Origin of the sequence: Thermomicrobium roseum DSM 5159, from assembly GCF_000021685.1 — a bacterium.
Lineage (GTDB): Bacteria > Chloroflexota > Chloroflexia > Thermomicrobiales > Thermomicrobiaceae > Thermomicrobium > Thermomicrobium roseum.
The window spans coordinates 748,442-762,459 of record NC_011959.1; the positions used below are offsets into that span (position 1 = coordinate 748,442).

At 61.3% G+C, this 14,018-nt stretch carries 14 protein-coding genes and 2 tRNA genes; 7 read left to right on the forward strand and 9 right to left on the reverse strand.

Annotation, left to right across the window (positions count from 1 at the left end; translation table 11 throughout):
- Window positions 1-25 precede the first annotated feature (25 nt).
- Entirely contained in the window at window positions 26-505 is a 480-nt protein-coding gene (locus TRD_RS13515; RefSeq protein ID WP_012642145.1) for an FmdB family zinc ribbon protein, read from the forward strand.
- On the opposite strand, the gene TRD_RS03470 is transcribed toward TRD_RS13515, so the two are convergent.
- On the reverse strand, window positions 502-2,172 hold the full coding sequence (locus TRD_RS03470) for an ABC1 kinase family protein (RefSeq protein WP_012642146.1): 1,671 nt from the start codon (window positions 2,170-2,172) through the stop codon (window positions 502-504). The genes TRD_RS13515 and TRD_RS03470 overlap by 4 nt on opposite strands.
- A 101-nt stretch (window positions 2,173-2,273) precedes the next feature.
- Between TRD_RS03470 and htpX the strand changes: the two genes are divergently transcribed.
- On the forward strand, window positions 2,274-3,170 hold the full coding sequence (gene htpX / locus TRD_RS03475) for a zinc metalloprotease HtpX (protein ID WP_012642148.1): 897 nt from the start codon (window positions 2,274-2,276) through the stop codon (window positions 3,168-3,170).
- Window positions 3,167-3,757 carry a PspA-associated protein PspAB gene (pspAB, locus tag TRD_RS03480; protein ID WP_012642149.1) on the forward strand — a complete coding sequence of 197 codons (591 nt, stop codon included), beginning with the start codon at window positions 3,167-3,169 and terminating at the stop codon, window positions 3,755-3,757. Before htpX ends, pspAB begins: the two co-directional genes overlap by 4 nt.
- Here pspAB and pspAA read toward each other — a convergent pair.
- Both pspAA and TRD_RS03490 read right to left on the reverse strand, forming a co-directional pair.
- Complete coding sequence (gene pspAA / locus TRD_RS03485) at window positions 3,744-4,022, reverse strand: PspA-associated protein PspAA (RefSeq protein WP_012642150.1); 279 nt, start codon at window positions 4,020-4,022, stop codon at window positions 3,744-3,746. The two genes, pspAB and pspAA, sit on opposite strands and share 14 nt — an antisense overlap.
- Entirely contained in the window at window positions 4,019-4,759 is a 741-nt protein-coding gene (locus TRD_RS03490; RefSeq protein WP_012642151.1) for a PspA/IM30 family protein, read from the reverse strand. The genes pspAA and TRD_RS03490 overlap by 4 nt, the downstream gene beginning before the upstream one ends.
- A gap of 97 nt (window positions 4,760-4,856) precedes the next feature.
- Here TRD_RS03490 and TRD_RS03495 point away from each other — a divergent pair, with 97 nt between their 5' ends.
- The 4 genes from TRD_RS03495 to TRD_RS03510 all read left to right on the forward strand — a co-directional run bounded on the left by TRD_RS03495 (window position 4,857) and on the right by TRD_RS03510 (window position 7,596).
- Window positions 4,857-5,705 (forward strand): SDH family Clp fold serine proteinase, encoded by an 849-nt coding sequence (locus tag TRD_RS03495; RefSeq protein WP_012642152.1) that lies wholly within the window; start codon window positions 4,857-4,859, stop codon window positions 5,703-5,705.
- Window positions 5,706-5,850: 145 nt separating this feature from the next.
- A tRNA-Pro gene (locus TRD_RS03500) sits at window positions 5,851-5,923 on the forward strand.
- A 4-nt stretch (window positions 5,924-5,927) separates the two neighbouring features.
- A tRNA-Gly gene (locus tag TRD_RS03505) sits at window positions 5,928-6,000 on the forward strand.
- 486 nt (window positions 6,001-6,486) lie between these two features.
- A complete protein-coding gene (locus TRD_RS03510) occupies window positions 6,487-7,596 on the forward strand; it encodes a zinc-binding dehydrogenase (RefSeq protein ID WP_012642153.1) in 1,110 nt (369 codons plus the stop codon).
- A 1-nt stretch (window position 7,597) separates the two neighbouring features.
- Here the strand turns inward: TRD_RS03510 and tyrS are convergent, their stop codons facing one another.
- Genes tyrS through infB form a run of 6 tightly spaced genes read right to left on the reverse strand, consistent with a single transcriptional unit; the run spans window position 7,598 to window position 13,982 of the window.
- Window positions 7,598-8,815, reverse strand: a complete 1,218-nt coding sequence (gene tyrS, locus TRD_RS03515; RefSeq protein WP_012642154.1) for a tyrosine--tRNA ligase — start codon at window positions 8,813-8,815, stop codon at window positions 7,598-7,600.
- Window positions 8,799-9,803 (reverse strand): bifunctional riboflavin kinase/FAD synthetase, encoded by a 1,005-nt coding sequence (locus TRD_RS03520; RefSeq protein WP_012642155.1) that lies wholly within the window; start codon window positions 9,801-9,803, stop codon window positions 8,799-8,801. The genes tyrS and TRD_RS03520 overlap by 17 nt, the downstream gene beginning before the upstream one ends.
- A 7-nt stretch (window positions 9,804-9,810) precedes the next feature.
- Window positions 9,811-10,719 (reverse strand): tRNA pseudouridine(55) synthase TruB, encoded by a 909-nt coding sequence (gene truB / locus TRD_RS03525; protein ID WP_012642156.1) that lies wholly within the window; start codon window positions 10,717-10,719, stop codon window positions 9,811-9,813.
- 6 nt (window positions 10,720-10,725) lie between these two features.
- Window positions 10,726-11,712, reverse strand: coding sequence for a DHH family phosphoesterase (locus tag TRD_RS03530; protein ID WP_012642157.1), 987 nt, complete (start codon window positions 11,710-11,712; stop codon window positions 10,726-10,728).
- A gap of 31 nt (window positions 11,713-11,743) precedes the next feature.
- Window positions 11,744-12,133, reverse strand: a complete 390-nt coding sequence (rbfA, locus tag TRD_RS03535) for a 30S ribosome-binding factor RbfA (protein ID WP_012642158.1) — start codon at window positions 12,131-12,133, stop codon at window positions 11,744-11,746.
- A 40-nt stretch (window positions 12,134-12,173) separates the two neighbouring features.
- Entirely contained in the window at window positions 12,174-13,982 is a 1,809-nt protein-coding gene (infB, locus tag TRD_RS03540; RefSeq protein ID WP_041436473.1) for a translation initiation factor IF-2, read from the reverse strand.
- Window positions 13,983-14,018: the final 36 nt, after the last annotated feature.

A 14,018-nucleotide genomic window follows, 5' to 3' on the forward strand; every position in this document is an offset into this window, starting at 1 on the left:
GAAGTCATCGAAGCGGGGAGAAGCGATGCCGCTCTATGAGTATCGTTGCCGACGGTGCCGACGTCGATTCACCAAGTTGTTCCGTTCGATCGCCACAGCGGGTGATCCAGGTCCGTGCCCGCACTGTGGCGGGACGGAAGTCGATCGATTGCTCTCGCGTATCGTGGTTCAGCGTCGCCACCCGGAGCGTTCGGAGCCGCTGGATAGGGTCGAATGGAGTAACGAGGAGCCGGAGGCAAGCGAATTCCCCACCAGTTGGGAGGACGACGAAGGCGGTGAGTTGCCGGAATTGCCGGATACGGATGATCCCCGGGAACTCGCACGCTGGACGCGGGAGATGAGCGCGCTCGCCGGCGAACCTCTGGATCCAGCTCTAGAGCGTGCCCTGCGGGATCTCGAGCGTGGGGAGGATCCGGACCGCGTCTTGGAGCGGTTAGACGAAGAGACGCTTCTCGCGGATACCGCCGAGGAAGACGGAAGCAGTACTTTAGAGCAGGTCGATTAGCGATTCCGCCACCATTGCCACGCCAGTAGCAGACTCGCACCGACGATACTGAGAAGACCGAAGAAGAGTATGGGGCCGATCCAACGGACGAGCCACTCGGGATGCCAGACGTTCAGCAAGAGACTCAAACTGATCGCTGCTGCCGCGAGCAAGATGGCGGTGATAAGCCGGTTGACCATCGCGCTCAAGCGCTGCGTCGCGTCCGGCAGCTCAGCGAGGTGCATGGTCACTTCGAGTTCGGCTTGCTCGAGTCGGCGAAGAAGGCGATCGATCCGGCGCGGAAATCCGACTGCTTGGCGCGCACTGTCCTCGAGCATGCGGGCCACCTGAGGGAGCCACGACTCGGGGTGATAGCGCTGCATGAGCAAGCGGCGCACGTACGGTTCTGCGACAAGAAATGGTTGAAAAGAGGGATCCAACCGCTGTCCGACTCCCTCATGCATCGAGAGCGTTTTGACGAGAAGGCTCAGTTCGGGGGGAAGCGTCAAACGCCAGCGGCGCATCAAGCGAGAGAGGTCGGCGATAACTTCGCCGAAGCGATACTCACCGAGCGAAAGCCCGTAGTATCGTTCGGCGAGATGCTGGAGTTCGCGGCGCAGTGCTGGTCGATCAGCCTCGTGCCGGATGATCCCGAGTCGCCCCAGGCTATCGATGAGCGCATCGAAGTCGTTACGGATGAAGGCCAGCAGCGCATCGGCGAGTTCGGCGCGCACGAAGGTATCGACTCGACCGACCATTCCGAAGTCGTAGACGACGAGCCGACCGTCGGGGAGAACGGCGAAATTGCCAGGATGAGGGTCGGCGTGAAAGAAGCCATGAACGAGGACACAGTCGAGGACGAAACGAGCCGCTTGCAGCGCGAGTGCGTGGCGATCGATGCGAGCGCGGTCGAGTTCCTCGATGCGATCGATAGGGATACCATCGATTCGGCGCAGCGTGAGAACCGTCTCGGTGGTGCGGTGCCAAAAGACGCGGGGAATGACGATATCTGGCCGATCAACGAGAAGGGTCCGGAAGCGATCGGCGTTGCGTCCTTCTCGCCGGTAGTCGAGTTCGCTGCGTATGGTCCAGGCGAACTCGTCGAGGAGACCAACGAGATCGTAGTCGCGGGCGAGTGGACTGTGCCGACTGGCGAACTCGGCGATCTCGCGGAGCAGGGCTAAGTCTTCCTCGATCATGTCGGCGATGCCCGGTTTGCGGACTTTCACGATGACGCTCGTCCCGGTCGGTAAGGTCGCTGCATGGACTTGACCGATCGAGGCCGAGGCGAGAGGGTTCGGATCGAAGGTGGCGAAGAGTTCGCCGAGCGGTCTTCCGAAACTTCGCTCGATCTCAGCGATGATCTGTTCGGCGGGGATCGGGGGAACACGATCGCGGAGCAGGGCAAGTTCAGCGATGTAGTCTGGTGGCAAGAGATCGTCGCGGGTCGACAAGATTTGTCCGAGCTTGATGAAGGTTGGCCCGAGTTCCTCGAGGGCGAGGCGGAGACGGACTGGAGTTGGGAGCTCTGGTCCTCGCGGAGTGCGGCGGAGTCGGGCAGGAATGGGGGCTCCGAGGTGATCGAGCAGCCACCCCAGTCCATGCTTGGAGAAGACGCCGGCGATCTCGAGTACTCGCCGGCGATGCGCGAACATTCGACGCGGAAAGAGCAATCGTGGTGCTACCACTGTCCGATGTGCCTCCTCAGAACGCGTCCGGGTATGGCATCTTCTCGGCAGTATAATCGCGGATCGGAAAAGCACTCGGGAGGCGAACGATGGTGTATTCGATGCGACGCGTGGAACGCTGGGCACGCGATCCCGGGTTAACGGTGCGCATGATGATCGTGCTCGCCGGTTTGGCCTTGCTCTATCTGTTCTTTCTTTCCGCGCTGATTTGGAGCGGGGTGGATACGGCGACGGTGCTCGTCATCGCCGTGCTCCTGGCGCTGTTCCAGTTCGTCTTCTCTGATCGATTGGCTTTGGCGAGCGTGGGGGCCAGAATCCTGAAACCGGGCGAGATGCCGCGACTTCAAGAGATGGTCGAGCGGGTGGCGGCACTCGCCGGGGTACCACGCGTACGGGTCGGTATCATCGAGACACCGGTGCCGAACGCGTTCGCCATCGGTAAGCGACTCTCCTCGTCGACGGTAGTCGTGACTCGCGGACTCCTCGAACTCTTGAACGAAGAGGAACTCGAGGCCGTCATCGCGCATGAGATCGCGCACGTCCGCAACCGTGACGTGCTCGTCATGACGATCGCTGGGTTTTTCGTCGTTGTGGCTCAGCTCGTCTTTCGCTTCTTCCTGTGGGGAGCGGGCGGGGGCTCGGATCGAAGGCGCGGCAACGCGATCGCCCTGGCTTTCGTCGTCTCTCTGCTGGTCTGGATCATTGGGCAGTTACTGCTTTTGGCGCTCTCGCGCTACCGCGAGTTCGTGGCTGACCGGATGGCTGGGATCGTGACGGGGCGTCCGCTGGCGCTTGCTTCTGCTTTGTGGAAGATCGATGGCCGGGTCAAGCGCATTCCGCGTCGTGATTTGCGCGAAGTAGAGGAGCTGGCTGCGTTCTTCATCATCCCGCCGATCAGTCGCGAAAGCCTGGCATCGCTCTTGTCGACGCATCCGCCGGTGGAGGAGCGTGTTCGCCGCTTGGAGCAGCTGCAGCGGCAACTCGAGGGGGTGCGGTGAGACGATTCCTCGATATTCTGTTGGGACGCGCAGCGCGACCGGCGCCGGCGAAGTTGGAGGGGCTGTTAGCCATCGCGAGCGCTGCGATCACTATGGAGGCGCAGCTCGGCTTCCGGCCATGCCGGATGGCTGGCATGGTCTTCAAGCCGATCGAGTCGGTGTATTTCGAACGAGCGCAGGAAGAATTGGAGGAACTCCTGCGGATCGCTGTGAGGGAAACGCAAAGTCGATTCCGGCTCTCGACCGATTCCTACCGCTACCGCTGGGTCATTCTCGAGGATCCCGACTTCGAGGATCTCGTCGCCACTATCCAGGCGGCAAGCCAGATTTTGACAGAGCATGGCTTTGGGGAACAGCTCTTAGCAGCGGTTTTCCGATTCGACGACCAGCAGGGGCAGCCTCTTTTCTGGATCTATCAGTACAAGCTCGGAGCCTTCACGCCGTTTGCACCGCGGAAAGGTCGGCAGCGAGACGAAGCGCTCGAGCTTCGTCTCGCTGCCGTACTAGAGCACGAGTTGCCGATCGAGCGGAGACCGGAACTTTGGTATGCATTATGGGATATCCCGTTTTCTGTCACCCAGGAATGAGCCCATCGCCAACGAAGAGTTGGCGCGCCTCCTCGATCGTCGTGTCTGGTGGCGGCAGAATGACATCCGACTCGACGAACTCGTCCGGGGAGACAGGAATCCCGTGCCGCCGGACCTGATCGAGGAGTTCGGCGAGCAGAGTGCGAAAGCGCTCCTCGTCCCCAGCGGCTACCGCTTCCACGATCGCGTTGTCCAGCGCATTCAATCGGTCGAAGAGGCTACTTTCGATCCGATACTGGCCCTCGGTGAGGATACGAACGATCACGGCTGTCCTCCCTCTGGAAGCGATTTGGGAGATTCTCCCTGCCCCAATTGCTGACGGAGTGCAGCGAGTTCCGCTTCCACCGACGACGAAATGGAGATGCGAGCTAGTTCGCGTTCGACCACGTCTTGGCGTGTGCCGGTGAGGTCTTCCAGGGCGCCCGAGGTGAGCAGTTCGTCGATCGCCGAGGCACGGGCTTGCAATTGCTCGGTCTTCTGCTCCGCGCGTTCCAGTGCGAGTCCGACATCAGCCATTTCTTCCGAGATACCGGTGACTGCCTCGTTGATCTTGACTTGGGCTTCTGCAGCCGAGTATTGCGCTTTGATGACTTCCTTCCGGGTGCGGAAGGCCTCCACCTTGGCGCGGAGACGCATCTCGGCTTGCTCGAGCTTGGCCTGTTCTTGTTCGAGTGTCTGAATCTGGCGATCCAAATCCGCGATCTGTTGCTGAGCGATCGCCTTCCGTTCCAGAGCCAGGCGTGCGAGGTCTTCCCGCCCAGCGCTCAGGGCTTGGCGAGCTTGCTCCGTCAGACGGTCCAGCGATTCCTGCAGCTTGGCGCGCTGGAGCTCCAAGCGCCGGCGAGAGGTGGTCACGTCGACGATTCCACGGCGTACCTGCTGGAGCAGCTCGAGTTGCCGTTCGTAGGCGTAATCGAGCGTTTCCCGCGGATCTTCGGCACGATCGAGCAGGCGACTCAGTTTCACTTTAACGAAAGTCGTCATGCGGGAGATGAGGCCCATCGCTGTCTCCTTTCCAGCGTGCGTACCTGGTGCTAGTATAGGCGCTGGTTGGGAATAGAACCAGAGATGCCTCATCCCGATCGGAGGGAAGGGTTGTATGGAGTTTACAGGGCTACTGTTTTGGCTTTTGTTCCTCTTTTCGATCCTGTCGCCGGTTCTGCAGCGCCGCTTTTTGGAAATGAATCGGTTGCGCTTGATCCATCAGTTGGAGCAGCGGCGGGGTAGCCGGGTGATCACTCTGATCCACCGGCAAGAGGCGGTTTCATTTCTCGGCATTCCTCTGGCACGCTACATCGACATCGACGATGCTGAAGCAGTCCTGCGCGCTATCCGGTTGACGCCGGACGAGATGCCGATCGATTTCATCGTCCATACGCCGGGTGGATTGGTTTTAGCTGCGGAGCAGATCGCCTCGGCACTGGTTCGTCATCGCGGCAAGGTCACTGTCTTCGTTCCCCACTATGCCATGTCGGGTGGCACGCTGATTGCCTTGGCAGCGGACGAGATCGTGATGGATGAAAATGCCGTGCTGGGACCGGTCGATCCGCAGATCGGCCAGTATCCGGCTGCTTCAGTGCTGCGTGTCGTCCGGGAGAAGCCGGTCGCGGAGATCGACGATCAAACCTTGATTCTCGCGGACATCGGCGAGAAAGCGATGCGACAGGTGAATGCGACAGTTCGTCACATTCTCATGGCGAACGGACGTTCCGAGGAGGAGGCCCAGCGAATCGCTGATGTTCTGACGTGTGGGCAGTGGACCCATGACTATCCGATCGATGTGGAAGAAGCACGGCAGCTCGGGTTACCGGTCACGGTGGGGGTACCGGACGAAGTGTACCAGCTCATGGAGCTCTACCCGCAAGCGATGCAACGACGTCCCTCGGTACAGTACATCCCTGTTCCCTACGAGACGCCGCGGCCGCGGGATAATCAGCAGCGACGTTAGAGAATCGAGAGCGTCCTTCGGCTTTCTGGATGGAAAAGCGAGGCACGTTCGGGTAAACCGGCTCGCCGCTGATGGGTGACTAAGGAATCCTGGTGGGTAGGCACGAGCGAGGAAAACGTGCTATACTGTGTGGCTGGAAACGGATCGGGGTGTGGCGCAGTTGGTAGCGCGCGGCGTTTGGGACGCTGAGGTCGGAGGTTCGAGTCCTCTCACCCCGACCGTGCGGGAGTAACTCAGCTGGTAGAGTGCCGGCCTTCCAAGCCGGTTGTCGCGGGTTCGAATCCCGTCTCCCGCTCCGACTTCCTTGACAACAGCAAAACCGAGCAGGGTGGGAACGAGTTGGGATGAAGGGGCGTTTCGCTCTGCTGGCTCACAGCGTGTCGTGCGCCCTGTGTTCGGCGTGCCGGTCGCTTGTCACCGGTAGGTTGCCGGGAAGCGATGCGCCTCAGCGTCCCGCCTCGAGTATCTTCGCTCACTGAACGATGAACGCAAGTGGTCCAACCGTGTTTCGTTTCGAGCGACCTCAGTCTGAAAGAAGAGCGAGCCTCGAGCCAGTGAGAGCTGCTCACCGATCCTTCATCGCGTTTCCCGCGATCCGATGACGAGCGGGAGCATCGGTGGGAGATTCTGGCCTGCTGGTGGAATGCGAAAGCTGGGCGCCTGCACCTCGTTCTTGCTCTCCCGGTGCAACCCTGGCTCGCCGGAGCACGACTGTGGAGCGGATTGACTCCTGAACCCATTCGGGCGATACTGGCATCGAACGCGGGAAGGAGCGAAAGCGATGCGTGCGCGGGCTGCCGTCTTGGCGGAGGTCAAAAAGCCGCTGGAGATCTGGGAACTCGAGGTCGATGCACCCAAGGAAGGCGAGGTGTTGGTCCGCGTCGTCGCGGCTGGAGTGTGCCACAGTGACCTGCACTATATCCAAGGAGATCTGGAGACGCCTCTCCCGGCAATCCCTGGTCATGAGGGGGCAGGAGTGGTGGAGGCAGTGGGGCCGGGTGTGACGCGTTTCCGACCCGGGGATCCGGTGGTGTTCGTCTTCCGTGCGTTCTGTGGACATTGTTTTTACTGTCTCAACGGGCGTCCAGCTCTCTGCGATTTCAGTAATCCGATTCGGCGAACCGGGCGGATGTTCGACGGCACGACGCGTTTTCATCGAAACGGCACTGATGTGCACCATGTTCTCGGGGTCTCTTGTTTTGCCGAGTACACGGTCGTTCCCGAGCAGGGTCTTTTGTCCCTTCCCCCGGACATCCCCTTGGATCGTGCAGCTTTGGTGGGTTGTGGCGTGACGACTGGTGTGGGGGCGGTGCTCTTCGCTGCGGGTGTGCGCGCGGGGGAGACCGTTCTGGTGATCGGTTGCGGCGGCGTCGGACTCAATGTGGTACAGGGTGCTGCCCTGGTCGGCGCGGGTCCGGTGATTGCAGCTGATGTCGTTCCGCAAAAACTGGAATGGGCACGTCAGCTCGGGGCCACCCATACCATCGATCCGAGGGAACAGGACGTGGTCGAGGTGGTGCGGGAACTCACTGGTGGGCGCGGTGCGGACTATGCCTTCGAAGTGATCGGTCGTGCGGACACGATCCAACAGGCCTATGCGGCGACGCGCAAGGGTGGTACCACGGTCATCGTGGGGCTCACGCCGATGGGAACGACCGTACCGCTGGACCCGTTGGATCTCTTGCGGACGGAGAAGACGATCAAGGCAACACTCTATGGGAGCGCGAATTTACCACGGGACATCCCCCGACTCCTCGAGCTGTATCGGCTCGGTCGTCTCCGGCTGGACGAACTGATTTCCCGGCGACTTCGCCTGGAGGAGATCAACGACGGATTCGAAGCGATGCTCGCGGGCAGCGTCGCGCGAAGCATCGTCGTGTTCGAGCACTGAATCACGTGCTCTCCGCTCGTGGCAGGAGGCGCGCAAATCGTCGCTTACCGACTTGGAGCACGACTGGCTCCTGGAGTTCCAGCATTTCCTCCGGATCGTCGAGTCGCCGTCCGTCCAAGCGGACCCCGCCCTGCTGGACGAGTCGCCGTGCCTCGTTGTTACTGCGGGCGAACCCCGCTAGCACGACATAATCGAGAACACGTGCGCGTCCCGGCACGGGAACCTCGGGAATCTGCTCGGGGATTTCTCGGAGCCGGTGTACTCGGTGGAAGTGCTCGCGCGCCTGCTCAGCTGCTTCGGGCGAGTGCAGGTCACTGACGATGACGAACGCGAGATGCTCCTTGGCGTCGCGTGGATTGAGCCGTCCCGCGCGCATCTCCACGATCATGCGGTCGATCTCTTCGTCTGGGATGTCGGTCAGGAGCCGAAAATAGTCGCCTAAAACATGATCGGGAATCGACATGATCTTGCCGAACATCTCCTCTGGTGGATCATTGACCGCGATGTAATTGCCATAACTCTTGCTCATCTTCAGATGGCCGTCCGTACCGACGAGGAGCGGTACGGTGAGGATGTCCTGGGGTTCCAATCCGTACTCGCGCATGATATCGCGGCCGACGAGGAGATTGAAGAGCTGGTCGGTGCCACCGATTTCGACGTCGGCTTGGATCGCCACCGAGTCATAGGCTTGCAGGAGTGGATAGAGAAGCTCGGTGATGGAGATGGGCGATCCTTCCTCGTAGCGCTTCGCGAAGTCCTCGCGCGTGAGTAGCTTGGCAACGGTGTACTTACTGGCGAGGCGAATGACATCCTCCAGCGTGAAATTACCGAACCAGGTGCTTTGCCAAACGATCTCGGCCTTCGTCACATCGACAACCTTGAAGAATTGCTCGAGATAAGTTTCCGCGTTGGCTCGTACTTCTTCTGCGGTGAGCATCGGCCGCTGGGACGAGCGCCCGGAGGGATCGCCGATTCGGGCAGTCCAGTCACCGATGATGACGACGACCTGATGACCCAATGCTTGGAACTGCCGGAGCTTGCGAAAACAGACGTAGTGACCGAGGTGGATGTCTGGTCGGGTCGGATCGACCCCGAGCTTGACGCGGAGCGGCTGCTCGCCGAGCAGCCGGGCACGCAAGTGCTCGCGGACGACGACATCGACCGTGCCGCGCGAGAGGAGCAGATCAACGAACGCTTCTCGCTCATGAACCGGGATCATCGATCACCTCGACTCCTTCCAGGGCTGCGTGGAGCGCTTGTACGAGCGGTGGTGGCCAATCGGCCATCGCTGCCTGAAGTACAGCTCGCCCGTTCCGTTCGTCATCGCGCATCTGTTCGACCAATGCTTCGGCATCGGGAAATGCGCGATCCGGTCGGATCCGTTCGATGAAGTACACCGTGATCGTCTCGCCTCGCAAAGTCGGATAGGTCTGGTCGATCAGGTAGACCTCGACAGCGTGACCCGCGCCGGGAAAGGTCGGACGGCTGCCGATATAGGCGAGCGCTGGATACCAGCTACCCGAGAGATGAGCGATGGCAGCGTAGATCCCATCACCTGGGAGCATGAGCCGATCAGCGACAGCGATATTTGCCGTAGGGAAACCTAACTGGGATCCTCTCCCCGTGCCAGCGACGACCGTGCCAGTGAGCGCGTACGGCCGACCGAGCAGTGTCCCGGCTTCGCGCACTGCACCGGCGGCGATCAGCTGGCGAATTCTCGTCGACGAGATCGTCTCGCTGAGCTCGCTCAGGCGAGGGAGCACCACGACTTCGAACCCATGAGATCGACCGAGTTCGCGCAAGAGAGCCGGGTCTCCCGTTCGACCACGCCCGAAATGGAAGTCTTCCCCGACGACGATCGTGGTCAAGTGCGTCGACTGCACGAGAAGGTCGACGAATTCTTTTGGGGAGAGTGCAGCAAAGGAGCGGTCGAACTGCACGAGAAGCACGCGATCGATGCCGCAGGCGAGGATGAGGCGAAGTCGCTGATCCGTGAGGGAGAGGCGTTGCGGTGCCCGCTCAGGTGCGAGAACTTCGAGAGGTAGCGGGTCGAAGGTAATCGCCAGGCTCGGTAGCCCGCGCGTCGCTGCGCGTTCATGAACGGTTGTGAGGAGGTACTGGTGACCACGGTGGACACCATCGAAGTTGCCGATGGTCACGACATGAGGCTCAGGCGGAATGTCACTCCAGGAGCGAATGATCCTCATTGGGCGTCTAGCCTCTCCATCCAGACCCGTCGCGATGCACGAGGACCGGCTGCCAGTATCGCTTTTGTGGGTCGAAATGAGCGAGTCCGATCCAGTTCCCATCTGGGGCGTAGGCGCGAGCAGTGGTGCCAGGTGAGCTGCTCGCTGAACAGCGCACCGGCGCGCCATGATACCATGCTCGAAGTTCCCGTTCAGGAACCAACAAAACGGGGAGTTCCGCAACGAACTCATCCGGGTGACGAGCGATCAATGGCCAGGATGATGGTGTGAGCACACGATTCAACTCGTCGATCGACCAGGCGGAAGCGAGCGAAAATCGGCCCACGCGCGTGCGGACGAGGCCGTGCAGGTAAGCGCCAGTGCCCAAGCGGGTACCGAGGTCGCGAGCAAAGGAACGGACATAGAATCCCTTCCCACAGTCGAGCGAGACGATGAGATCCGGATACGAATACTGCACGAGACGTAGGCTGTTGACTCGCACCACGCGTCGTTTGAGCGGCACTGGCTGACCAGCCCGGGCACGCCGGTAGGCTGCGACGCCGCCAACTTTCAGTGCCGAATAGATCGGCGGCTGTTGTTCGTATTCGCCGAGGAACTCGGCGAGTGCCGACTGGACGTCTCGGAGCGAGGGTCGGTACAGGGATAGCGGTGAGGCTGCCAGCGGTTCACCTTCGAGATCGTCGCTCGTCGTCCCGGTACCGAGGACAATGTGTGCGACATAGCTTTTGTCCGCATCGGCTGCGTGTCGGACGAGGCGCGTGGCGATACCGACAGCGATAACGAGCAACCCTTCGGCGGCCGGGTCGAGCGTGCCGCCGTGACCGACCGTTTGAACGCGGAGGCGCGTGCGGACCCATTGCACCACGTCGTGGGATGTCCAACCGCGTGGCTTGTCCACCAGGAGTATGCCGTGCACTGTTGCTCACCCCGATGGAAGCTCGATGCTGAGTAGTGCGCTCACTTGTGCTGCGAGGTCGTCGAGAAACGATCGTCGGGCAGCTTCGCCCGGGGGAAGGCGGCACCCCGCTGCTCGTGGATGCCCTCCGCCCCCATAGCGCTGGCAGAGGCGAGCGACATCCACCGAACCATCGGCCGAGCGCAAGCTGACACGCCATCCCTCGCTCTGTTCGTAAAAGAGCAGTGCTACCGCCGTGCCATGCGTCCCGACGAGGAAATTCACGATTCCTTCGCCTTCGACGGGACTCGCTCCTGCCTCCTGCAGCATACGGTGGGTAATCTCGGTCCAGATCAATGGCGGCTCATACCGGACGCGGCCCAGTGCAGCGCCCCAGAGCCGAACGGTCGACAGTGGCTTACTCCGAAAGAGATGGGTGACGATGTCCTCTTGCCGCGCACCAGCCTCGAGCAAGCGCGCAGCAAGTTCGAAGACGCGAGCGGACGTGCTCGTGGTTTGAAAGCTGAGTGTGTCGCCGTACAGTCCTGTGAGGAGACAGGTGGCGACATCCGGAACGATCGGTTGTTCAAGTTCCTCCAGCCAATGAGCGAGCACCTCGGTCGTCGCGGCTGAGGCGGGATCGACGAGGTCGACCGAGCCGTACCGCGTATTGGTCACATGATGATCGATGTTGACGATCGGAATATGCCCGTCGAACCACGCGGGGTGGAGACGAAAGAGGGGGCCGAGTCGAGTCGGGTCGGCACAATCGAGGAGGGCGATGCAATCGGGTGGATCGGTCACGCTCGTAGGGTCACGAAGGAGGTGTTCTGCTCCTGGCAAGAACTCGAGGTTCGGTGGAACAAGGCCGTCGCCGGTGAGGCAGACAGCCGACTGGACGTGTTCAGCGAGGACGAGCCGGAGCGCCAGCACGGAGGCCACTGCGTCAGCGTCCGGATTGGCATGCGTGGCGATGAGCAACGTGCGCGAACCAGCGAGGAGCTCCCAGGCCATCCGGACGTCGCTCGTTTGCGTGGGAGGTGTTTCACTCACTCTCCGGCGTGCTTTCGACTGCAGACTCATCCCTTTGCCGTTCCTGCTGGATCTGCCTCAGCAAGCGGGCGACCTGCTCGGCGTGCTCGAGCGATCGATCGAGTTTGAAATGAAGTTCGGGAATATGCCGAGTATGGAGATGGGGTGCGATAAGGCGGCGAATGAAGCCGGCGGCTCCTTGCAGGGCTTCCAGTGCAGCCTCTTGCTCCTCATGGCTCCCATAGATGGAGACGAACACCTTCGCATGGCGAAGGTCGGGACTCATCTCGACGCGGGTCACGCTCACGAAGCCGAGCCGTGGGTCACGCAGCTCGCGTTGAATGATGGCAGCGATCTCGTCTCGCAAGAACTCGGCCAGGCGAGCTTGTCGATAGCTGGGCATCGTTGGCTCCCCTCGCGCGGCGAGCCGCGCGGGCAGACGTTCACTGCCCGCGCGGGACTCGTTCGACGTGATAGAACTCGATTTGGTCCCCGACGCGCAGATCATTGAAGTTTTCGATGGTCAAGCCGCACTCGTAGCCAGCAGCGACTTCCCGCACATCTTCCTTGAAGCGACGCAGGGATGCGACGGTACCGTCGTGAATGACCTTGCCGTCGCGAATGACGCGAACTCGCGCGTTCCGCAGTGCCTTCCCGTTCAAGACGTAGAGACCGGCTGCGACTGCTCGATTGGGCAGGCGGAAAATCTCGCGTACCTCAGCGACACCGTCGATGACCTCGCGCGTCTCCGGTGCGAGAAGTCCAGTCACTCCGGCTCGGACCTCTTCCAAGAGATGGTAGATCACGTTGTAGTACCGGATGTCGACGCCCGAGGCCTCAGCGGCGCGGCGGGCCGCGACATCAGGTCGAACATTGAAGCCGAGGACGATCGCGCCCGTCGTGGCAGCCAGCATGACGTCCGACTCGGAGATGGCGCCGGTCGCAGCATGAACGACCGTGATGCCGACTCCCTCGAGTTCATCGTTGAGCTTGGCCAGCGCGTTTTGGATCGCCTCCAGACTTCCTTGCACGTCGGCCTTCAGGATGAGACGGAGTTCACGCGTCTGACCAATTTCCAGTCCCTTGTGGAACTCGTCGAGCTTGACAACCCGGGCCTCGGCAGCTTCAGCGCGACGCTTGAGTGCGCGCTGTGTGGCGATCTCCTTCGCGGTCCGTTCATCCTCGACGACTTGCAGGTAATCTCCGGCTTCTGGCACATTCTCCAGTCCGAGGATCTCGACCGGCATGGATGGCTCCGCGCGTCGCACTTTGCGCCCGCGATCATCGAACATCGCGCGGATCCGTCCCCAAGTGGCACCAGCGACAACGACATCGTTGAGTTTCAAGGTCCCGGTTTGCACGAGGACAGTCGCCACGGGCCCCCGTCTCTGATCGACCTTCGCTTCGATGATGACCCCGATCGCGGGCCGATTCGGATTGGCTTTGAGTTCGTGCATATCGGCGACCAACAGGATCATTTCCAAAAGATCTTCGATCCCGAGGCGCTGCTTCGCGGAAACCTCGACGACCGGCACGTCACCGCCGTACTCTTCCACGATGACACCGATCTCAGCGAGCTGCTGCTTGACACGGGCCGGATTTGCGGTCGGCAAATCGATCTTGTTGATGGCGACGATGATGGGCACGTTGGCGGCACGAGCGTGAGCGACGGCCTCGCGGGTCTGGGGCATGACGCCATCGTCGGCGGCAACCACCAGGACGGCGATGTCGGTGACTTGTGCCCCGCGAGCGCGCATTGCGGTGAAGGCTTCGTGACCGGGTGTATCGAGAAAGGTGATTTTCCGGCCCTGGACCTCCACTTGATACGCGCCGATATGCTGGGTGATGCCGCCGGCCTCACCCTCTGCCACGTTGGTGTGCCGGATCGCATCGAGGAGCTTCGTCTTCCCGTGATCGACGTGACCCATGATCGTCACCACGGGTGGTCGAGGGACGGCACCAGGCTCCTGGGCACTGGCTCGGACAATCTCGGCCAGGCTCTTTTCCTGGTGGACTACTTCAGGAGTGCGCTCGACGAGTTCGACTCCGAAGTCGGCGGCGACTTTGGCCGCGGTCTCGAAATCGATTTGCTGATTGATGTTGGCCATCACGCCCCGGCGTATCAAGGCCTTGATGAGCTCGACGGCACTGACGCCGATGGCCTCGGCCAACTCGCCTACCGTCATGACGCTTCCGACCTCGACAGGGCCGCGGGCGACACTCGCAGCAGGCGAGCTCCGCTGTGCAGTCATCGGCGACCGATTGTTTTGTACCGGTGCGTGCTTTTT

Bases quoted from the DNA above. Each gene is read 5' to 3' on its own strand.
- tyrS (WP_012642154.1), bottom strand. From the start codon at position 8,815: ATGATCCCGGTTCATGAGCGAGAAGCGTTCGTTGATCTGCTCCTCTCG.
- TRD_RS03530 (WP_012642157.1), bottom strand. From the start codon at position 11,712: ATGGCCTGGGAGCTCCTCGCTGGTTCGCGCACGTTGCTCATCGCCACG.
- TRD_RS03495 (WP_012642152.1), top strand. From the start codon at position 4,857: ATGGAGTTTACAGGGCTACTGTTTTGGCTTTTGTTCCTCTTTTCGATC.
- TRD_RS13515 (WP_012642145.1), top strand. From the start codon at position 26: ATGCCGCTCTATGAGTATCGTTGCCGACGGTGCCGACGTCGATTCACC.
- rbfA (WP_012642158.1), bottom strand. From the start codon at position 12,133: ATGCCCAGCTATCGACAAGCTCGCCTGGCCGAGTTCTTGCGAGACGAG.
- TRD_RS03510 (WP_012642153.1), top strand. From the start codon at position 6,487: ATGCGTGCGCGGGCTGCCGTCTTGGCGGAGGTCAAAAAGCCGCTGGAG.
- infB (WP_041436473.1), bottom strand. From the start codon at position 13,982: ATGACTGCACAGCGGAGCTCGCCTGCTGCGAGTGTCGCCCGCGGCCCT.
- htpX (WP_012642148.1), top strand. From the start codon at position 2,274: ATGCGACGCGTGGAACGCTGGGCACGCGATCCCGGGTTAACGGTGCGC.
- TRD_RS03490 (WP_012642151.1), bottom strand. From the start codon at position 4,759: ATGGGCCTCATCTCCCGCATGACGACTTTCGTTAAAGTGAAACTGAGT.
- TRD_RS03520 (WP_012642155.1), bottom strand. From the start codon at position 9,803: ATGAGGATCATTCGCTCCTGGAGTGACATTCCGCCTGAGCCTCATGTC.